Below are 19,895 nucleotides of genomic sequence, written 5' to 3'. Positions count from 1 at the left end.
ACGCATCGCTACCCGCTTCGACCGCAACATCAAGAACTTCCTCAGCGCAATCGCTTTCGCTGCCGCCGTCATCTGGTGGTTATGAGTCCGGACCCTAGTGCCATTCCCTACGCGCTGTATCCGGAGACTTTTATGGATCATACCGCACGGACGCTGCCGTTGCGCGACGGTGCCGCCATCCCGCAAATGGGCCTGGGCGTCATGTATGTGCCCGAAGGCACGTTGCCCGCGCTGATGCGTGAGGCGGCCAAGGTCGGCTATCGCCACTTCGATACCGCGACCGTCTATGGCAACGAGGGCGAAGTCGGCGAGGGCCTGCGCTCGCTCGACCTCGACCGCAGCGAGGTCTTCGTGACCACAAAGCTGCAGGACGGCATCCACGGCTATGACAATGCCCTGCGCGCCTTCGATGCCAGCGAGAAGCTGATAGGGTCGATCGACCTTTACCTCATCCATTGGCCGCAGCCCGCCAAGGACCTGTACGCCGAAAGCTGGCGCGCGCTGGTGCGCTTGCAGGATGAGGGCCGGGTTCGCTCGATTGGCGTTGCCAACTTCACCCCCGAGATGATCGATCGCATCACTGCCGGAACCGGCGTGGCGCCGGTCATCAACCAGGTCGAGCTGCACCCGCGCTTCCAGCAGCGCGAACTCCGTGCCTACAATACCTCCAAGGGCATTTTGACGCAGGCGTGGAGCCCACTGGAGCATGGCCTGATCCTGAAGCAGAAGGCGGTCATCGAGATCGCTCAGCGCCTCGGACGTTCGGCCGCGCAGGTGGTCCTTCGCTGGCACATCCAGAGTGGCCTCGTCGTGATCCCGAAGGCAGCGGACGCCAAGCATCTGGCTGATAATTTTGCAGCTTGGGACTTTGAGCTGTCCGAGGCGGACATGACCCGCATCTCCGCGCTCGACCAGAACCAGAGCTCCTTCGGCCTCGACCCCAATGTCTATCAGAGCGACCGCGGGCGCATCGAAGCCTGAGCCGCCATCATTTCGAAGGACTATCCATGACCTATCGTATTGCCACCATCATCGGCAGCCTGCGCAAGGACTCGATCAACCGCCGCGTCGCGGACGCATTGATACGTCTCGCCCCGTCGAACTTCGATTTCGTCGACGTGTCGATCGGCGACCTTCCGCTTTACAATCAGGACGAAGACGCAAATCAAAGCGCGGCGGTGCTCCGGATGAAGGCTGCCATCGAGGCTTCGGATGGCGTCCTCTTTGTCACGCCGGAGTATAACCGCTCCATACCCGGTGCGCTGAAAAACGCCCTCGATCATGGCTCACGCCCCTATGGCGACAACTCATGGTCAGGTCGTCCCGCAGGGATCGTCGGCGTTTCCCCCGGCGGTACTGGCACAGCCATCGCGCAACAACATCTGCGCAGCGTCCTCACGTTTTTTGATATGCCGATGTTCGGGCAGCCTGAGACTTACATTCAATGGCAGGCCGATCTGGTAAACGAAGATGGCATCTTTGCCGACGGGAGCCAGGCATTCTTTCAGAACTGGATGAGCACCTTCACCACGTTTGTGACGAGAAACCTCGTCCATCAGAAGGGATAAACCTAGGTCCGACCAATATTCATGTTTGCTTCTTGCTCCGCTAACCCTTTGATAACGGGCGAGAGTAAACATCCTTGAATGTAAGCCCGACCTGATTTCCTGCAGGAAAGGGAATCCGGCGGGCGGCGCCATCAGTTGTCGGGCCAGTTGCGGGAGCAAGGTCGAGCTCGGTCGGGGTCGGGGGACACCGCCGGGCCCGGCCGAAACCTCAGCGCTTTCGATCTGCCACCGGGCACGTGAGACGAAATGAAGACCGTCGAACTGCACCCGAATCGGGTGGCTCGCGTCATGCCCCCGCAGCATGAGCGTACCGTCGGTCCCGGTAACATCGTGCAGCGTGATGTCGCGATAGACCGGTATCGCTGTGCCGCTCGCCCCGGCATCATCCCGGCATCATAGTGTGTCGAGGTCGATCGGCCGTCGATTGCCGCGCAGGCAGACACCCTCGTACCGCACCCGGGTCACCGGTCCGCCCCGGCTGGCGTCGCTCTTGATACGAAGGCCGGAGGGCGCGCCGTCCAGTATCACGTCGCGGACGAGAATGTCGCTGACGCCGGCATTGGTCTCGCGGCCGGTAGACTCAGCACCCGTCTCTGCCCACATGACATCTGCTTCCGGCAGGTAGCGCGCCAGCCGGTCACGGTCTGCTCTATCCGGGAGCAGTTCGTTCGATCAAACATCGCCTCGGCAGGAGCCAGATCGGCGGCCGGACGACATTCGTTCCGGCTGGCACATCTTGGCCTTGATCAAGGGACCGATGTACTCATCCTGTGGCGCATCCCAATAGTATCGACGGTTAGTCGTTCCATCGATGCCGCGCGCGGCTTCCCCCGCGCCGGTTTGCGCAGAAGCGCTCTAGGAATTTGCTCCTAACGCGCTCGCGCGAATGCCGCATGGAAAAGCATAGCCGCTGGCATGGCCGCCTTGTACCTGCGGGCGCTCACAAGCATTGCAATGATATCACGTGGTTTTTGGCTGTCTCAAGCATCTTCCGGCGCTTCGCCGTCCGCTATGACCGTTGAACCATCCCCTTCCGCGGCTTCGTCCATCTCGGCGCCGCATTGATCCCGATACGGTGAATATCGATCGGGGCTGATGGTCATCGATCCGATATCATCAAAATTGGGATAGGACGCCGTCTGTCATCCAGCCGAAGGACAAGATCGGCCCGCCCCGGCATCTCTTCGAGGATGTGGCGGGTCAGACGTTCGTAATGGCTGATGAAGCGGAGCACCTGCGCATCGTCCATCACGCCGGGGCCGCTCGCCCCGGATTGCCGTAGCGCCTGTTCCTGCTGCATTCGCCAGGTGGCGACGACGTCCCAGCCCGGCGCGGCGAGCAGCACCAGCATATCGATATGGCCGAACAAGGCCTGATAGGGCCCCGCCAGCGCCGCGTTGGCGAAGGATCGCCAACGGCCCGATGCGTCTTCGCTCGCCTCCAGCCTGTTGACGGGGCTTTGCAGCGCGGCTTCGGCTTCGGGTTTCGCGCCGACGCACCATCCCTCGAACAGTACGACCCGCGTGTCCGCCGGGGCGACCGGCCATGCCTCGACCGGGGCTCGGTCGTCGCGCGCCTTGTCGAAGCGTGGAAGCGCCACCGCCTCCCCCGCTCCGATCGCGTCGAGCACGGCCAGGCCCAGCGGGATATCGTGCGTGCCGGGAACGCCGCGCGTCCGCAGCAGGGGGTGGACATCGCGCGCCAGCGCCTCGCGATCGCGACGCGTCAGATAGAGATCGTCCAGCGACAGCGTCACCGCCCGCTCCAGCCGTTCGCACAAGGCGGCGGCCAGCGTCGACTTGCCGCTGCCCTGCGCGCCGCAGAGGCCGACGACGATGGGGCGACCGGGTATCTCCGCCGCCCGCCGGGCGATGGCCTGCGCGACGACTGCCTCAAGCGACACGGTTGGGCAGCTCCGTTCCGGTCAGGAAGGCGTCGATGTTCGTGATCGCCTGAAGCCCCATCGCGGTGCGCGCCTCGATGGTTGCGCTGCCGAGATGCGGCAACAGCACCGCGCGCGCGTGGCCGAGCAGCCCCGGATGCACCGCCGGTTCGCGCTCATAGACGTCGAGCGCCGCCGCCCCGATCCGGCCGCCGTCCAGCGCCTCGACCAGCGCCGCCTCGTCGACGACCGATCCGCGCGCGGTGTTGACCAGGATCGTGTCGCGCCGCATCGCCGACAGGAAGGCGGCATCGACCATGTGCCGCGTGGCATCGCCGCCGGGGACGTGCAACGACACCACATCGGCCACCGCCGCCAGTTCGGCCAGCGTCTCGCAGCGTTCCGCCCCCAGCGCGGCGGCGGTCGCCGGATCGGCGGCGGTGCGGCTGAAATAGCGGATCGTCATGCCCAGCCCTTTGGCGCGGGCGGCGGTGGCCTGCGCGATCCGCCCGAACCCGACCAGTCCCAGGACCGCGCCGGTCAGCCCCCGGCCGACCAGATGGGTCGGCCGCCATCCGGTCCAGTCGCCCGCGCGCAACTCGCGCTCGCCCTCCCCCGCCCGGCGCGCGGCCATCAGCATCAGCAGGATGGCGAGTTCGGCGGTCGCGTCGGTCAGCGCATCCGGCGTGTTGGTCACCGCGATCCCCGCCGCGGCGGCGGCCGCCAGGTCGATATGATCCACGCCCGCGCCGAAATTGGCGATCAGCCTCACCCGGCGTCCCTCGGTGGCGATCAGGTCGGCGTCGATCCGGTCGGTGATGGTGGGCAGCAGGATGTCGCTGTCGCGCATCGCCGCAACCAGTGCGGCTCGGTCGAGCGGGCGATCCTGCGCGTTCAGGCGGGCGTCGAAACGCTGCGTCAACACCGTCTCGACCGGCTCGGGGAGCCGCCGCGTCACGGTGACGATGGGATAGGTGGTGGTCATGCGATGGTCCTTGCATCTTCGGCGAAGGCGTCCGCCCGGATCAGCCCCTCCGCGATCAGCGTTTGCCAGAAGGCCGGGGGTATCGGCGTCCGGTACAGGTCGAGCGTCTGCGCCAGGCGGCGCGGGTTGGCGACGCCGGGCAGCACGCTGGCGACGCAGGGATGGGTGAGCGGGAATTGCAGCGCCGCCGCCGCCAGCGGAATGCCCCAGGCCTCCGCCACCGCCTCGATCCGCCGCACACGGGCGACGATGTCGGCAGGCGCGGGGGCATAGTCGTAGAAGGGAGTCCCCGGCCCCTGCGTGCCGCTCGCCAGGATGCCGCTGTTATAGGGCGCGCCCGCGATCACCGCGATGCCGCGCGCGGCGCAGGCGGGGAACAGGGCGTCGAGCGGCGTCTGCTCCAGCAGGGTAAAGCGGTTGGCCAGCAGCAGCACGTCGAGCGGGGCGGCGTCGATCGCCTCCAGGCATATCTCCACCTCGTTGACGCCCAGGCCGAAGGCGCGGATCGCGCCCTGCTCGCGCAACGACACCAGCGCATCGAAGCCGCCGCCGCGCGTCAGTTGCGCCCAGCCCGCGTCATGCGCCGCGCCACGGCTCCACCGCCCGATATCGTGGACGAAGAGCATGTCGATCCGGTCGAGCCCCAGCCGGTGCAGGCTGGCCTCGAACGACCGGAATATTCCGTCGCGGCTATAATCATAGGCGACACGGAACGGCATCGGCGAGACGAAGCCATCGACCTCCCCGCCCCGGCCCGACGCGGCATCGGGCACGAGCAGCCGGCCGACCTTGGTGGAGAGGACCAGCGCGCCATCGTCCTGGCCGCGAAGCGCATCGCCGAGGCGGCGCTCGCTCAGGCCGCGTCCGTAGAAGGGGGCGGTGTCGAAATAGCGGATACCCGCCGCCAGCGCCGCCGAGACGGCATCGCGGGCGGCATCGTCCGCGACCGCGCGATGGGCATTGCCGAGCGAGGCGGCCCCGAAGCCGAGTTCGGTGACGTGCAACCCGGTGTCGCCGAGCGCGCGGACGGGCAGAGGAGGAGAGGCATTCATCGGTCGAACCTTTTCGCCAACGGGGACCGTGGCCCGTGCCGAGCCACGGTCCGGTGTCACGGTCAGCGCACGGGCGAGGCCGCGACGAAACGCTGGCGCTGCTCGCCCAGCCCGGCGATGCCGAGCGCGACCTCGTCGCCGGGCTTCAGGAACCAGGGCGCGGGCTTCTGGCCCAGGCCGACGCCGGGGGGCGTGCCGGTGGTGATGATGTCCCCGGCCTCCAGCGCCATGAATTGCGAGCAATAGGACACGATCTGCGCGACCGTGAAGATCATGGTGGCGGTGTTGCCGTCCTGCATCCGCTTGCCATTGACGTCGAGCCACATCGACAGCGCCTGGGGATCGCCCACCTCGTCCGCCGTCACCAGCCAGGGGCCGACCGGGCCGAAGGTCGGAAAGCCCTTGCCCTTGTCCCAGGTTGCGCCACGCTCGGCCTGCCACTGGCGCTCGGACACGTCGTTGATGACGCAATAGCCCGCGACATGGGCCAGCGCATCGGCCTCGGCGATATCATGGCCGCCGGTGCCGATCACCACGCCCAGTTCGACCTCCCAATCGGTCTTCACCGAGTCGCGCGGGATGGTGACGGGGTCATTGGGCCCCTGGATGCAATTGACCCATTTGTTGAAGACCACCGGCTCCTCGGGGATCGGCAGGTTGGATTCGGCGGCATGGTCGGCATAGTTCAACCCGATCGCGATGAACTTGCGCGTACCGCTGACCGGCGGGCCATAGCGCACCGGCCCTTCGACCAGCGGCAGGTCGTCGAGCGCGAGCGCGGACAGGCGGCGAAGCGCCTCCGGCCCGATGGCGTCGGGCCCGAAATCGACGACATGCGCCGACACGTCGCGGATGCGACCGGCATCGTCGATCAGGCCCGGCTTTTCCTGGCCCGCTTCGCCGTAACGACAGAGTTTCATGATGATCCCTTCAAGCTATCGGATGGATGGAGATTGGACGAGAATGTCGTCGGTGATCGCACGCACCGAGGCCGCGCCGGTCAGCGTCATCGCCACGCGCATCTCCTGCGCGAGCATGGTCAGCATCCGGTCGACGCCCGCCTCGCCTTGCGCCGCGAGCGCCCAGAGCCAGGCCCGGCCCAGGAGTACGCCTCGCGCGCCCAAAGCCAGCAAACGCACGACGTCGAGGCCCGAGCGGACGCCGGAATCGGCCAGCACGGTCAGGCGATCACCCACCGCCGCCGCGATTCCGGGCAGCGCCGCCGCCGTGGACAGCACCCCGTCGAGCTGCCGCCCGCCATGGTTGGAGACGATGATCGCCTCCGCGCCATAATCGGCGGCGGCGCGTGCATCCTCGACGTCGAGCACGCCCTTGATCAGCAGCGGGCCGTCCCATTCGGCGCGCAGCCATTCGAGATCGCGCCAGATGATGCCCGGATCGAAATTCGCGCCCAGCCAGCCCATATAATCGTTCATGCCGCTATCGCGGCCGAGCACGGGCTCCAGATTGCCCAGCCGGTGCGGCCGCCCGCGCAGGCCCACGTCCCAGGCCCAGCCGGGCTTGCCGAGCGCCTGCATGACGCGACGCGCCGGGCCGAACCGCCCCGACATGCCCGAATGCGCGTCGCGGTAGCGGATGCCGGGGATCGGCATGTCGACCGTGAACACCAGCGCCTCCGCCCGCGCCGCCTTGGCCCGCGCGATCAGTTCGCGCATGAAACCCCGGTCGCGAATGACATAGAGCTGGAACCACAAGGGTCCCTCAGGCAGCGCAGTCCGCACCTCGTCCATCGCGCAGATGGCGACCGTCGACAGAGTGAAAGGCACGCCGTGCCGATGCGCCGCACGCGCCGCCTGCACCTCGCCGCGCCGTCGGAACATGCCGCCGATCCCGACCGGGCCGAGCACGACCGGCAAGGGCATGTCACGGCCGAGGATCGTCGTGCCGAGGTCCACATTCGCGACATCGCGCAGCACCCGCTGGCGCAACGTCACCCCGCGCAAGTCCTCGACATTGCGGCGAAGCGTCTCCTCCGCAAAGGCCCCGCCATCGGCATAGTCGAACAGGAAGCGCGGCAGCCTGCGCCGCGCCGCCGTCCGGAAATCCTCGACGGATGAGATCGTCGCCATGCGGTCAGGCCATGGTCCAGCCGCCATCGACCGCCATCAGGCAGCCGGTGGTATAGGCGCTTTCGTCGCTCGCCAGGTGCAGCGCCAGCGCCGCGATCTCGGTCGCCGTGCCGATCCGCCCCATCGGCTGGCGGGCGACGAAGGCGGCGCGCGCCGCCTCGGCATTGCCGGTGGCCGCGAGTCGCTCGTCGAGCGAGGGCGACTGCACCGTGCCCGGACAGATGGCGTTGCATCGTATGCCAAGGCCGACATAATCCACCGCGACCGACCGGGTCAGGCCCGCCAGCGCCCCCTTGGACGCGCAATAGGCCATGCGGTTGGGCACGCCGATCATCGCCCCCGCCACCGACGCGATGTTGACGATCGACCCCCGGCCCGCCGCCACCATCGCGGGCAGCACCGCGCGGATCACGCGCATCGTCGCATGGACGTTGAGATCGAACGACAGTGCATAGCCGCGCTCGTCGGTGTTCAGTATATCTCCCGCATCGACATAGCCCGCACAGTTGACCAATATGTCGAGCGTCCCCACCCGCTCCGCCAGCGCATCGACCGCCGCCGCGTCGAGCAGGTCGGCGACGACCGGCGTGCATCCGGCCAGTCCCGCCAGCGCGTCCCCGTTCCGGTCGAGCGCAAAGACCGTCGCGCCCTCGCGAACGAACATCTCCGCCGTCGCCCGGCCTATCCCCTGCGCCGCGCCGGTGACCAGCGCGCGCTTTCCTTCCAATCGCTTCATGCCTGTTCCGTTTCTTTGCTATGATCCGACTGCCGAAAGACGCGCACCGCCTCCGGCCATGCTTCGCCATCGGCGAAGGGCGGTCGTTGCAACGCTCCCATCCGCACATGCCATTGGTCGATCGCCGCCTGCACATGGCGCTCGGCATCGAGCGCCTCGGGATCGAAATCGGGCGTCACGTCCATCAGCATCACCAGCCGACAGCCCGCCCGGTAGATTTGCAGTTCGGCGATCCCATGGCGAAGCTGCGCCGCGATCACCTCCGGCGGCGTGTTGCCCGGCGCATGGGCCTGGTCATAGGCGGCGAGCGTCGCCGGATCGTCGGCCAGGTCCATGATCCGAACGATACGGCGCGTCGCCATGCCAGCGGACGCGTCGCTCACTTTTCGGGCTCCACACCGGCGCGGTCCATGATCGCACGGGCGGCGGCGGGCCATGCGCCGCCCTTCACCAGCATATTGTCGACCGCGCGATTGTTCAGATAGTCGGTCCATGCGCCGGTCTGGCGGCCGGAATCATACCAGTTCTTCTCCGCGACATTGTCCATCGCGGTACGCAGCGGCAGCATGTCGCCCTGCGAATTCAGGTTCAGCCAGACGCCGACATTGCTGACGACATTGTTCCGCATCGTGACGTAGCGCGATCCCTCGTCCAGATAGAGCGCGATCCCGCCCGGCACGTCATAGACGTAATTCTCCGCGATCAGCGCGCCGGGGTCCGCCGACAGGTGATAGATGGCGCCGCCGTCCGGGAACCAGCTTTTCACATTGTGCACGCGATTGCCCAGGATGACCGTGTCGCGAAGGATGGTCGGGGTGTCGTAGACGCGATTGTCAGGGTGATCGTAATAGCCCCGGCTCGCCACCCGGTAAGCGGGGCTGCCGCCCGGATCGTTGGTGCCCCAGCCCCAGCCGACATCGATCCCGTCATAGGGCGCGTCCGACACGTCATTGTGCACGATGACCGCGCCGGTCGCATAGGTGACCAGGATGCCCGCCTGTTCGTGGTAATCCTGCGACACGCCCTTGACGATATTGTTGCGGATCAGGATGTCGCGGACCCCCGCTTCCGGCACGGCGGGGTGATGCGCGTCGGGCGTGATGCCGCCGACCATGATCGCGCCGCCCGCCAGATCGAGGAAGCGGTTGCGCTCGATCGTGATCGCGGTCGTGCCCATGCCGATGCCGCGCTCATTGGCGTCGGCGTTGTTGCCGACCCCCAGCGCGATCTGGCCGAGATGGGTGAAATCATCGCGCTCGAACCGGATGCGGGTGGCCGCCGCGACCTGGACGGCGGCGGGCTGCTGATGCCAGCGGTTACGCGTCGTCTCGAAGGCGCGGCACCCCCAGCTACAATCGCGGATCGGCTGGTCGGGATAGTCGGGCACCCGTCCCGACAGGAACGCGCCGCTCTGCTGGCTGGCATAGCCGTCCGGGCCGGAAGGGGCGAGCCAACTGGTATGCTGGAACGACAGCCCGACAAAGGCCAAGTCGCGGACCGGAACGTCATAGGTGCCGCCGATCGCGACCAGCGATTGCAGCGTCGGCATCACCACCTCCGCCCTCGCCATGTCCTCGTCCGCGCGCGGCTTGTAGTAAAGCTGCCCCTTGGCGGGATCGGCGTAGTATTCCCCGCCCTTCTTCAGAAAGGCGAGCGCGTTCACCAGGAAGAAGCGCGCCTTCTCCCCCGACAGCGGCTGGGCGATCGTGTCATAGCCGATGATGCTGTTCTGCCAGCCCGGCTGCTTCATCACGATGCGGTTGCCGTCGATATGGTCGACCACGGCGTGGCGGTGCGTGAACCAGCTCGTCCCCTCCACCTCCATGCGGCCCTGGTCGGGCAGGTCGGCCAGGAACCGCCATGCCGGATCGACGATCTCGATCCCCCAGTCGTGGAAGGCGAAGGCGCGGCGCGACGCCTCGACGGTGGCGCGCTTGGCCATCCGCCCCTCGACCCAGATCTGGCGCGGCGCCGAGCCCATCGGGATCGACGCGACCCAGATGCCGGCTTGCGCATCGGCCAGCCGCCAGCCCGTCACGCTGGTGCCGCCGGACAGGACGGGTCGGGCATTGGGAGCCGCTTCCCAACGGACGACATGGCCGTTCTGCCCGCCGTCCGCCGCGCCGAAATGGAGCGGCGCGGGCAGGCGATAGATACCGTCCATCAGCCGGACGGTGACGTCGCTCCCGCGATTGAGCTGCCGGACCGCCGCCTGCGCCCGCGTCAACGTCGCGAACGGACGCTCGGGCGAGCCGTCCCCGGCATCGTCGCCGCGCGGTGACACGGTGACGACCACCGGCACGCCAGCAGGTCGCCGCAGGATATGCGGGGTCTTCAGCATCTCCTCGGCGGTCGCGGGGATGGGTTCGGGGGGAATGGACGGCGCGGGCAGGGTCTGCGCCACCCCCGGCGCGGCCATGATCGCGGCGGTCATCCCGGTCGTGAGCAACCCAAGCAGCTTCCGCATCGCCTTCTCTCCTATCGTATGAATGTCTTGCCCCGCATTCCGGACGCCGGTCTGCGGAGAATGCACGACGTCGGTCGCGACCGACGGGTCGGCCGACGCTATCGTCACGGGATCACCCCTCGATGCGCTGCGGTGTCGAGCGCCCCCTTATGGCGGGCGTCGATCACGCGCATGCCCTCACTCCATGCCGAGGATCCGCTGCAACGCCTGTTTGAAATGCATCGCCAGCGCCGCCTCCGCCGCATCGGCGTCGCGCCGGGCGCAGGCCTCCAGGATTTCGAGATGCTCGCGTAGCGTCCGAAGCGCCAGCGGCGTGGTCACCAGCCGATCGAGCCGGACGAGCGTGACGTAATTCTTTAACCGCCGGGCGGTGATCTCGATCAGCGGATTGCGGAGCGCGGTGATCAGCGCGCCGTGCAGCCGCTCCTCCATCTCCTTCAGCCGCGCCTCCTGCTCGGCATGAAGGCCGTTCTCCTCCAGATCGGCGATCAGCGCGCGGTGATCGGCCAGCATCTCCTCGATATCGCTGGCCTCCCCCGTCTCGGCCAGCGCGCGGGCGCCCGGCCGCTCGAGCAGCGAGCGGAACTGATAGGTCGAGCGCGACAGTTCCAGATCGGCCTTGATGAAGCGGATGCAGGAGCGCGAATGGATCGAGACCAGCCCCTCCGCCTCCATCGTGCGGAGCGCGTCGCGGAGCGGCTGCACCGTGATGCCCAGCCGCTTCATCAACAGGCTCTGCGACAATTCCGCGCCCGACGGAATGGTCCGGTCGAACAGCCCCTGAAGGATGGCGCGATACGCCTGCTCGGCCAGCCCCTGGGTCTCCTTGGGCGGGGGCGAAGCCGCGGTTTCGGTCTCGGAATGCGATATCTTGGTGCGTGCCATGGCAACCTGAATAGGGTGGATCGGCACGACGGATCAACATCGCGCGCGCGCGAAGGGAAATTGATATGTCAGCCATCACCGCACACTGCGGATCGGCAGGACGAAACAGGCCCCGATCAGGACGAATGCGCCCGCGACCATGAAGAGCAGCGGATAGTCGTTGCCCGTCATCCCCAGCAGCATCGCGGCAAGCACCGGGCTGAGGATCTGGGGCACGTTGACGGCGGTGGTCAGGATGCCCAGGTCCTTGCCGGTATCCTCCGCCGATCCGGTTCCGGCGGGCAGGACCTGCGTCATCAGCGCCAGGTCCACCGACATGAACGCGCCATAACCCAGCCCGATCAGCACGGCATAGGCGAACATGCCGCTGGCATTGGGCTGGATCAGCGGTGCGCTCACCGCCACCGCCATGATGATGCCCGCCGCGAAGACCAGCGGCTTGCGACGACGCAGGCGATCCGACAGCCAGCCCGAGACCAGCCCCGACACGACCAGCGCGACGAAGGTGACCGAGGACAGCCGCGCGATCATCCCATTGGCATCCCCTTGCGACAGCCCGACATAATCCTGAAGGATATAGAGCAGGTAGGTCACGATCGCCTGATAGCCCATATAGATGGTGAAGCGGCCGAGGAACGCCCAGGCGAAATCGGGGTGCTGGCGCGGATCGATCCAGAAGGATTTCAGGAATGCGCCGAGATGGAAGGGCGGTGCCGGGGGCAGCGCCTCGCGCGGTTCCCGGTTGAGCGCGACGAAGCCCAGGCAGGCGACGATGATGGCAACCCCCAGGATCAGATAGGCGCGCGGCAGGTCGTGCGCGAGCAGACCGCCGAAGATGGTGCCCGCCGACACGCCCGCCGTCATCGCCGCGCCGACCACGCCGGACACGAAGCCGCGCTGCTCCTCGACGAAGCGATCCGCGACGATGGTGGTGATCGCGGGCTGCATCGAATTGAGGCTGACCGTCGCCACGATCCAGAAGGCGGTCACCGACACGATGCCGGAGCCATGGGGAACCAGGATGATGGCCCCGCCCCCGATCACGCCGCCGATCACGATCCACGGCGTCCGCCGCCCGAAGCGGCTGCGCGTCCGGTCCGACAGCGCCCCGGCCAGCGGCGTCACCAGCGTACTGAATACCGAGGTGATCGCGAAGACGATGCCCAATGTCCGGGTCTTGGTCGCGGGGTCGATATCCTGGATCTGGTTGGGCAGCAGGACGCCCAGCACGCTGGCATAGAGGGTCAGCAGCACGAAGAAGACGATGCCGAGGCTGACGATCAGCCGCCAATGCTGCGCCGGACGGTTCATCGCCCCTCCCGCCGCCGCCAATGAGGGACGCGACATCGTCATGCCGGGACCGACGGGCTGGCGCTGGACAGTTCGGGCCGGCTGTGGTGACGCCGCGCCGCGTCGCTCAGCCGCAAGCCGTGGCCCGGCTGGTCGCTGCCGTAGATCTTGCCATCGCGCATACGGAAAGGCTGCTCAACCAGATGGTCGAAATTCTGGAAGCTATATTCCAGCCACCGCACGCCGGGCAGCGCCAGCGCCATGTTGACCCCGATTTCCAGGAAGCTGTTGCCCAGCGTCACCTCGACATTATGCTCCCCCGCCAGCCACGCGGCGCGCATCACGTCGCCGACCTGGCCATGGACGTTGAGCATGTCGCAGGCCTGCGCCTCCAGCAACCGCCGCTTGCCCGTCAAATCCAGATACTCGCCCGAATTGACATAGGTCACGCCCTGCTGGCGGATGAGCCGCAGCCCGTCGATATCGTCGCGCGGGACCGGGTCCTCGACCCAGTATATCTCATGCCCCGCGCGGCTGAAGCAGCGCAGCGCCTCGATCGTGCGCTGCGCGGTCCAGGCTTCGTTGGCGTCGACCATGACCTTGCGCCCCGCGCCCACCGCCTGGCGCAACAGGTCGAGACGGTGCAGGTCGCGCGCCAGATCGGGATGACCGACCTTGATCTTGAACGCGTCATAACCCTGCTCCGCCGCGTTGCCGAACAACTCGACAAAGTCCGCGTCCGACAGGTGGAAGTCCAGCCCGCTGGCATAGACCGGCACCGATTCCCGATCGCCGCCCAACATGCGCCACAGCGGCATGTCCTGTTGTTGCGCGAGCAGATCCCAGACCGCGTGCTGGATCGCCTCCTCGAACGGTAGCGTCATCCGCCGGGCATTGCCGCCGCGTGCATGGCGCACCGCCATCGCCAGTTCGATCGGCCGCTTGCCCTCCAGATTCGGCCAGGCCTGTTCGGCGAAGATTCGCGTGATCTCGTCCGCATCGGGCAGGACGGTGAACAGCGCCTGGACGAAGCCCAGGCCCACCCGCCCCTCACCGTCGATCAGTTCCAGCGTCGCGACATTGACCTCTTCGCTTCGCACCTGCGAGTCGCCGACGGGGCGGATGCGCGGATACTGAAATCGCGTGATACGGAATTCCGTCAGCGTCGATCGCTGCCCCATCACACCTCTCCTATTCTGATATATCAAAATACATATTCAATTGGATTCATCGTGCAAGCGATTTTTGGATGCGCGTGAAGACATTCCGGTCATTGTCTTCTGTCGCACCCCGCCCTCCTCTTTGTGAGCCATCCCACAACACACCGCTTGCACAAATAAAATTTCGCGATATTGATATATCAGAATCACGTAAAGATGATTTTCAAAAGGAGGGGCAAATGGCTGTAAAAATGGCTTTATTGTGTGGCGTGGGCTTGGTTGCGGTATCGGCACCGGCTTTCGCCCAAACTCAGGATGGTTTGTCGCCGAGCACCGCCTCTCCGGGGGCGCGTGGCACCGACCAATCGGCAACGCCCGCCGATGCGGATGCGCCGTCCTCCGCCGACATCATCGTCACGGGCCTGCGCGCCAGTCAGCAGGCCTCGATCGACCTCAAGCGTGCGGCGATCAATCAGGTCGACTCGATCACCACGCAGGACATCGGCAAATTGCCGGAGCAGAATGTCGCCGAGTCGCTCCAGCGCATCCCCGGCGTGACCATCACTCGCAACGGCGGCGACGGGCAGTTCGTCTCCGTTCGTGGCCTGGGTCCGCAGTTCAACGTCGTGACGCTGAACGGACGTACGCTGGCGACCGACAATATCGGTCGCGAGTTCAGCTTCGACATCCTGCCGTCCGAACTGATCGCGGGCGCGGACGTGTTCAAGAGCCCGATGGCTAGGCTGAACGGCGCCAGCATCGGCGCCACAGTCGACATCCGCACGCTTCGCCCGCTGACGCAAAAGTCGTTCGTCCTCGCCGGGTCGTTCGACATGCAGTATGACGACCTGTCCGCCAAGTGGAACCCGCGCGCGTCCGCCGTGGTAAGCTGGCACAATGCGGACGAGACGATCGGCGCATCGCTGGTGGCGTCCTATCAGAAGCGCAACGTCCGGGTCGACTCGTTCGACATCGGTGCAGGCTGGGTCCGCCACAGCAATAATGACGATTATTATAAAGGTCGCGTCGCATCGTCGGTCGGCGCGTTCAACAACGTCATCATGCCGTCCAACATCTCGCCCTCCATGTCCTTTTCGGACCGTGAGCGGATCGGCCTGAGCGGCACCATACAGGCCAAGGCGACCGAGGAACTGACCTTCACCGGCGATGCCTTCTACTCGCGCCTCGACCAGCTCGATACCGGGAGCGGCCTGGCCTATGACTTCAGCGGCGGCACCCTGTCGAAGATGGTGGTCGGGTCGAACAACCGCGCGGTTTACCAGCAGTTCACAGGTGGCACGATGGACCAGATCGTGACGCGGACGCCACGAAAGGCCGACACGCTGCTCATCGGCGGCAACCTGACATGGGATCACGGCCCGCTCAAGATCAGCGGCGATCTGTCGGCATCGCGTGCGACGCGACGCGGCAATGACGATCAGTATTTTTCGACGATCCGGCGCACGAATACGACGATGGAGTGGGATAGCCGAACCGGGTCGCCCATCTTCAACCTCGCCTTCAGCAATCCAGGCTATGCCAACGCGCCTACCGATCTATCGCACATCGGCGCCCATTACGAATTCGCGGGAGGAACGAACACCACCGACAAGACGCTGGAAGCCCATATCGATGGCGAGTGGAGCCCGACGGACGACGTCAAAATTTCGATCGGCGCGGCGCGGGAGAATCGCGACAAGCTCGCGAGCACAATCGCACAACCCGGTGCCTCGCAATGCGCCTTTTGCGGCGGCCAGGTCTATTATCCGCTTCCGTCCTCGCTCTTCTCCGTCACCCCATCCAACTGGTTTCCCGGCTATGACGGCAACACGATCCGCCAGTGGGTGACCTATGACCCGCGCGAAATGGCGCGCACGCTGGCCGGCTTCAAGAGCACCGCACCGGGCTTCGTCGGCTATCAGCGGCCCGTCTACGATCCGGCGCAAAGCTCCGTGGTCAAGGAGCGGGTGTGGATCGGCTATCTGATGTTCGACGTGAAGACCGAACTCGGCACCATGCCGCTGGCGATCAACACCGGCGTTCGGTTCGAGGATACCAGCTTCAGTTCGGACGGCGCGGCCCAGACCATCATCAGCGCGGTGTCGAACGGCACCGGACAGAATACGATCGTGCTGTCGCCGGTCGTGCCGGTCGGCTTCAAGGGGCATTACACCGACCTGCTGCCGTCGTTCAACGCGCGCCTCGACCTGACCGACAAGCTGGTCATCCGCGCCGATGCGTCGCGCGTCATGAGCCGTCCGACCCTGACCGATCTGTCGCCCGCGCAGTCGATCCTGTCCAACCCCGGCAATGAGCAGATCACGCGCGGCAATCCCAACCTGCTGCCGTTCCGGGCGTCGCAGGTCGGCGCGGCGGTCGAATGGTATATCGATCGCTACTCGCTGCTGTCGGGCGCGGTGTTCTACAAGAGCATCGACAGCTTCGTTTCGCGTTCGACCTCTCCGCAGAAGGTCGATCAGATCACCTTCCAGGTGAACACGCCCACCAATGGCAAGGGTGCCGTCGTCAAGGGCTTCGAGCTGAACTACCGGCAGGCCTTCCGCAACCTGCCCTCCCCGCTTGATGGCCTGGGCGTGCAGGCCAACTACACCTACACCGCAAGCGACGCGAATTACGAGAATCAGGTCACCGGAACCAGCTATGGTCTGGAGGGCCTGTCGAAGAACTCGTACAGCCTGGTCGGCTTCTACGAGAAATACGGGCTCCAGGCGCGCGTCGCCTATAGCTGGCGCGACAAATATCTCGCCCAGGCCAATGGGCGTAATGGGTTGCCGCTCTACTTCGCCAGCTATGGCCAGATCGACGCCAGCCTGATGTACGACATCAATCCGCACCTGACGCTGAGCGCCAACGCCCTGAACCTGAACAATGCCAAGGAGTTCACCTATTCCGAAGTTCCGGAGCAGGTCTTTGGCTACCGGTTGACCGGCCGACGCTACCTGATCGGTCTGCGGGCGAAGTTCTGACGCGCGATCCGTGATTCAAGGGGGCAGCCAGCCCTGATCTCCGGCTGCCCCCGAACATCATTGACTGCTTCGATAATAGCGTAAAGCTACATATCGAAATCACGGCTCCTCCGGCCTTGCCGAGAATGGGCTGACGACAGTTCGACTCGGGGAGTTCGATGGACCATTTCACCTTTTCCCGCCGCGCGATGCTTCAGAGCGCAACGGCCATAGGTGCCATCACGACCCTGCCATTTCGGGCCAAGGCGGCGGTCCCGCGTGCGGATCTCTCGATCCCCGTCGATGGTGGAACGCTCGAACTGACGGCCTTGACCGAACGGGCCGTGCGGGTGCGTTTCACCCGCCGACCGCCGACCCCGATCCTGACGATGCCGGACATCCTGGCCGATCCCGGCCAGCATTTCCCGGCGGCGGTGGTTTCGAAGGGGGCGGCCCCTTCCCTCCGTCTGCCCGCGTTGCGCTGTTCGTTCGATCGGTCATCGGGCGTGCTGAGCTTTCATGACGCGAGCGGCCGGTTGCTGCTGCGCGAGACGCCGGGCACGCGCTCGCTGGTCGACGCCAGGGTCCGCAACCATGCGACGATGGCCGCGACGCAGGGATTCGACTCCGCGCCGGACGAGCGCCTTTATGGCACCGGCTGCTTCCAGGATGGCGCGCTGAACCTGCGCGGACTGCCGCGACGGCTGACCCAGGTGAACACGCAGATCAGCCTGCCCTTCGTCCTGTCCAGCCATGGCTATGGCCTGCTGTGGCACAATACGGGCCTCAGCGAACTCAACCCAGCCGAAGCGCGCGTCGATCTGGCCCTGGTCGGTTATGATGGCGGGGCAAGCAATGTCGACGTCACCACGACCAACGGCAACGCGACCGTGGCGCGACGGCCCGCGATTTTCGAGGGCCGCTTCACGGTCGCAACGGCGGGCGATCATGCGCTGCTGCTCGACCTGGGGCGCAGGATGACGTCGCGCTATTATATGGAGATCGACGGCAAGCCGCTGTTCGACTTCGCCAATCGCTGGCTGCCGCCGACGACCAGTATGATCGCTCCGCTGAGCGCGGGCGAGCATCATGTCCGGGTGCGCGCCGAAAGCGACGAGGCACCGGTCCTGCATGTCGGTCCCGTGCGTCCGATGACGCAGTGGCAGTCGCCGGTCGCCGAGGCGATCGATTATGTCGTGATCGCGGGGCCGTCGGCGGACGAGGTGATGCGCGGCTATCGCGACCTGCTCGGCGCGGTCCCGATCATGCCGCGCTGGGCCTATGGCTTCATCCAGTGCCGCGAGCGCTACAACTCGCAGGAAGAGATCTTGGAAAATGCCCGCGAGTTCCGGCGGCGTCGCCTGCCCGTCGACGTCATCGTCCAGGACTGGCAATATTGGGGCAAATATGGCTGGAGCGCGATGCGCTTCGACGAGGCCGACTATCCCGATCCGGCGGCGATGGTGAAGGATCTGCACGCGCTCGACATGCGGTTTATGCTGTCGGTCTGGGCGGCGATCGGCCGGGATTCGGAACTGGGGAAACAGGTCGCTGGCCTGGGCTATTATATCGAGGACACCAACTGGGTCGACATGCTCAACCCGGAGGCCGCGCAATTCTACGCCAGGAACCAGTCGCTTCGGCTTTCGATCCTCGGCATCAACGCATGGTGGCAGGATGCGACCGAGCCGGAGAATGACGACCTGGCGGGTCGTGAGATGTTCGGCGGGCCGGGCGAACGCGTCCGGCTGACCTACCCGCTCCAGGTATCGCGGACCGTCTACAACGGACAGCGCTCCTTCGATCCGGGCAGGCGCGTCATGATCCTGACCCGATCGGCCTTTCTGGGGCAGCAGCGCTATGCCTCCGCGACATGGTCGGGCGATATCGGCAGCGACTGGGACACGCTGCGCCGCCAGGTGCCCGCGGGGCTCAACATGGCGGCGGCCGGTTATCCCTATTGGACGGTCGATGCGGGCGGCTTCTTCCGGCCGGGCAATGGGCAATATACCGACCCCGCCTATCACGAATGCTTCCTGCGCTGGCTGCAATATGCCACCTTCCTGCCGCTCCAGCGCGTGCATGGCTATCAGACCGACACCGAACTCTGGCGCTTCGGCGAGACGGTCGAGCGGGTCGGACGGCAATATCTCGAACTCCGCTATCGCCTGATGCCCTATCTCTATTCGATGGGGGCGGATTGCTGGCGGACCGGCGCGCCGTTGATGCGGCCGCTGGTGTTCGACTTCCCGAACGACGACAAAGCGCTCGACCAGACGCACAGCTATATGTTCGGCCGGGCGCTCCACGTCGCGCCGGTGCTGAAGGGCGGGGTCGAGCGGTGGCCTGTCTATCTGCCGTCGACGCCCGGCGGCTGGTATGATTACTGGACGGGCGAGCGACGTCAGGGCGGACAGGTCCATGACGTCCCGGCCCCGGTCGATCGCATCCCGGTCCATGTCCGCGCCGGCAGCATCGTCGCGCATGGGCCGGTGACCCAGTCGACCGCCGAGAGCATCCGCGACCGCATCGTGCTCCACGTCTATCCGGGCGCCGACGGCATTTGCGAGGTCTATGAGGATAGCGGGCTCGACTATGCCTATGAACAGGGCGACCATGCCATCGTCACCTGCCGCTGGAACGACGCGACGCGCACCCTGACCCTTCGCCGCGCCGCAGGAAAGCCGGTCGGCGCCTATGCCTCAAGCCGTTTCAAGGCTGTCTTGCACGGACAGGGTGGCGACGTGGCGGAACCTGTTGAAATGACCTTTGGCGTGAAGGGAGCCTCCCATCGTTTCCGGTAGCAAATTCCGT

At 66.0% G+C, this 19,895-nt stretch carries 17 protein-coding genes; 4 read left to right on the top strand and 13 right to left on the bottom strand.

All coding sequences use genetic code 11. The annotated features are described in order from the left end of the window. Both SM191_RS12620 and SM191_RS12615 read left to right on the top strand, forming a co-directional pair. A partial coding sequence (locus SM191_RS12620) for an aldo/keto reductase (RefSeq protein ID WP_341506503.1) occupies positions 1 to 981 on the top strand: 981 nt, incomplete at its 5' end. Between the two features lie 26 nt (positions 982 to 1,007). Further along, positions 1,008 to 1,568, top strand: coding sequence for an NADPH-dependent FMN reductase (locus SM191_RS12615; protein WP_341506502.1), 561 nt, complete (start codon positions 1,008 to 1,010; stop codon positions 1,566 to 1,568). A gap of 393 nt (positions 1,569 to 1,961) precedes the next feature. Here SM191_RS12615 and SM191_RS12610 read toward each other — a convergent pair whose 3' ends face one another. The 13 genes from SM191_RS12610 to SM191_RS12550 form a co-directional block, all read right to left on the bottom strand. Next, positions 1,962 to 2,171, bottom strand: a complete 210-nt coding sequence (locus tag SM191_RS12610) for a glycosyl hydrolase family 28 protein (RefSeq protein WP_341506501.1) — start codon at positions 2,169 to 2,171, stop codon at positions 1,962 to 1,964. Positions 2,172 to 2,548: 377 nt separating this feature from the next. After that, positions 2,549 to 2,671: a hypothetical protein gene (locus SM191_RS12605; protein ID WP_341506500.1), complete on the bottom strand. Its 123-nt coding sequence runs from the start codon at positions 2,669 to 2,671 to the stop codon at positions 2,549 to 2,551. Next, entirely contained in the window at positions 2,668 to 3,471 is an 804-nt protein-coding gene (locus SM191_RS12600; protein ID WP_341506499.1) for an AAA family ATPase, read from the bottom strand. Before SM191_RS12600 ends, SM191_RS12605 begins: the two co-directional genes overlap by 4 nt. After that, complete coding sequence (locus SM191_RS12595) at positions 3,461 to 4,435, bottom strand: 2-hydroxyacid dehydrogenase (protein WP_341506498.1); 975 nt, start codon at positions 4,433 to 4,435, stop codon at positions 3,461 to 3,463. Before SM191_RS12595 ends, SM191_RS12600 begins: the two co-directional genes overlap by 11 nt. Further along, positions 4,432 to 5,487, bottom strand: a complete 1,056-nt coding sequence (locus SM191_RS12590) for an aldo/keto reductase (RefSeq protein ID WP_341506497.1) — start codon at positions 5,485 to 5,487, stop codon at positions 4,432 to 4,434. Before SM191_RS12590 ends, SM191_RS12595 begins: the two co-directional genes overlap by 4 nt. Positions 5,488 to 5,549: 62 nt before the next feature. Continuing rightward, a complete protein-coding gene (locus tag SM191_RS12585; RefSeq protein WP_341506496.1) occupies positions 5,550 to 6,407 on the bottom strand; it encodes a fumarylacetoacetate hydrolase family protein in 858 nt (285 codons plus the stop codon). Between the two features lie 15 nt (positions 6,408 to 6,422). Next, the gene (lldD, locus tag SM191_RS12580) at positions 6,423 to 7,577 is read right to left on the bottom strand and encodes an FMN-dependent L-lactate dehydrogenase LldD (RefSeq protein ID WP_341506495.1); all 1,155 of its coding nucleotides are present in this window, start codon (positions 7,575 to 7,577) and stop codon (positions 6,423 to 6,425) included. A gap of 4 nt (positions 7,578 to 7,581) precedes the next feature. Further along, the gene (locus SM191_RS12575; RefSeq protein ID WP_341506494.1) at positions 7,582 to 8,313 is read right to left on the bottom strand and encodes an SDR family oxidoreductase; all 732 of its coding nucleotides are present in this window, start codon (positions 8,311 to 8,313) and stop codon (positions 7,582 to 7,584) included. Continuing rightward, positions 8,310 to 8,696 carry an L-rhamnose mutarotase gene (locus SM191_RS12570; RefSeq protein ID WP_341506493.1) on the bottom strand — a complete coding sequence of 129 codons (387 nt, stop codon included), beginning with the start codon at positions 8,694 to 8,696 and terminating at the stop codon, positions 8,310 to 8,312. The genes SM191_RS12575 and SM191_RS12570 overlap by 4 nt, the downstream gene beginning before the upstream one ends. Then, positions 8,693 to 10,780 (bottom strand): right-handed parallel beta-helix repeat-containing protein, encoded by a 2,088-nt coding sequence (locus tag SM191_RS12565; protein WP_341506492.1) that lies wholly within the window; start codon positions 10,778 to 10,780, stop codon positions 8,693 to 8,695. The genes SM191_RS12570 and SM191_RS12565 overlap by 4 nt, the downstream gene beginning before the upstream one ends. A gap of 177 nt (positions 10,781 to 10,957) precedes the next feature. Beyond that, complete coding sequence (locus SM191_RS12560) at positions 10,958 to 11,665, bottom strand: GntR family transcriptional regulator (protein ID WP_341506491.1); 708 nt, start codon at positions 11,663 to 11,665, stop codon at positions 10,958 to 10,960. Between the two features lie 75 nt (positions 11,666 to 11,740). After that, positions 11,741 to 13,018, bottom strand: coding sequence for an MFS transporter (locus tag SM191_RS12555; RefSeq protein WP_341506490.1), 1,278 nt, complete (start codon positions 13,016 to 13,018; stop codon positions 11,741 to 11,743). Then, complete coding sequence (locus tag SM191_RS12550; protein WP_341506489.1) at positions 13,015 to 14,136, bottom strand: mandelate racemase/muconate lactonizing enzyme family protein; 1,122 nt, start codon at positions 14,134 to 14,136, stop codon at positions 13,015 to 13,017. Before SM191_RS12550 ends, SM191_RS12555 begins: the two co-directional genes overlap by 4 nt. 299 nt (positions 14,137 to 14,435) lie before the next feature. Between SM191_RS12550 and SM191_RS12545 the strand changes: the two genes are divergently transcribed. Both SM191_RS12545 and SM191_RS12540 read left to right on the top strand, forming a co-directional pair. Beyond that, the gene (locus tag SM191_RS12545; protein ID WP_341506488.1) at positions 14,436 to 17,102 is read left to right on the top strand and encodes a TonB-dependent receptor; all 2,667 of its coding nucleotides are present in this window, start codon (positions 14,436 to 14,438) and stop codon (positions 17,100 to 17,102) included. A 158-nt stretch (positions 17,103 to 17,260) separates the two neighbouring features. Further along, the gene (locus SM191_RS12540) at positions 17,261 to 19,885 is read left to right on the top strand and encodes a glycoside hydrolase family 31 protein (RefSeq protein ID WP_341506487.1); all 2,625 of its coding nucleotides are present in this window, start codon (positions 17,261 to 17,263) and stop codon (positions 19,883 to 19,885) included. Positions 19,886 to 19,895: the final 10 nt, after the last annotated feature.

This window comes from Sphingomonas sp. 2378, assembly GCF_038084995.1.
Lineage (GTDB): Bacteria > Pseudomonadota > Alphaproteobacteria > Sphingomonadales > Sphingomonadaceae > Sphingomonas.
Note: the sequence above shows the minus strand (reverse complement) of the source record. Positions and strands in the feature narration are given on the sequence as shown.

Coding starts and splice junctions, on each gene's coding strand:
- SM191_RS12610 (WP_341506501.1), bottom strand. CDS start 2,171: ATGTGGGCAGAGACGGGTGCTGAGTCTACCGGCCGCGAGACCAATGCC.
- SM191_RS12595 (WP_341506498.1), bottom strand. CDS start 4,435: ATGACCACCACCTATCCCATCGTCACCGTGACGCGGCGGCTCCCCGAG.
- SM191_RS12565 (WP_341506492.1), bottom strand. CDS start 10,780: ATGCGGAAGCTGCTTGGGTTGCTCACGACCGGGATGACCGCCGCGATC.
- SM191_RS12550 (WP_341506489.1), bottom strand. CDS start 14,136: ATGGGGCAGCGATCGACGCTGACGGAATTCCGTATCACGCGATTTCAG.
- SM191_RS12555 (WP_341506490.1), bottom strand. CDS start 13,018: ATGACGATGTCGCGTCCCTCATTGGCGGCGGCGGGAGGGGCGATGAAC.
- SM191_RS12540 (WP_341506487.1), top strand. CDS start 17,261: ATGGACCATTTCACCTTTTCCCGCCGCGCGATGCTTCAGAGCGCAACG.
- SM191_RS12590 (WP_341506497.1), bottom strand. CDS start 5,487: ATGAATGCCTCTCCTCCTCTGCCCGTCCGCGCGCTCGGCGACACCGGG.
- SM191_RS12615 (WP_341506502.1), top strand. CDS start 1,008: ATGACCTATCGTATTGCCACCATCATCGGCAGCCTGCGCAAGGACTCG.
- lldD (WP_341506495.1), bottom strand. CDS start 7,577: ATGGCGACGATCTCATCCGTCGAGGATTTCCGGACGGCGGCGCGGCGC.
- SM191_RS12585 (WP_341506496.1), bottom strand. CDS start 6,407: ATGAAACTCTGTCGTTACGGCGAAGCGGGCCAGGAAAAGCCGGGCCTG.
- SM191_RS12560 (WP_341506491.1), bottom strand. CDS start 11,665: ATGGCACGCACCAAGATATCGCATTCCGAGACCGAAACCGCGGCTTCG.
- SM191_RS12575 (WP_341506494.1), bottom strand. CDS start 8,313: ATGAAGCGATTGGAAGGAAAGCGCGCGCTGGTCACCGGCGCGGCGCAG.
- SM191_RS12605 (WP_341506500.1), bottom strand. CDS start 2,671: ATGACCATCAGCCCCGATCGATATTCACCGTATCGGGATCAATGCGGC.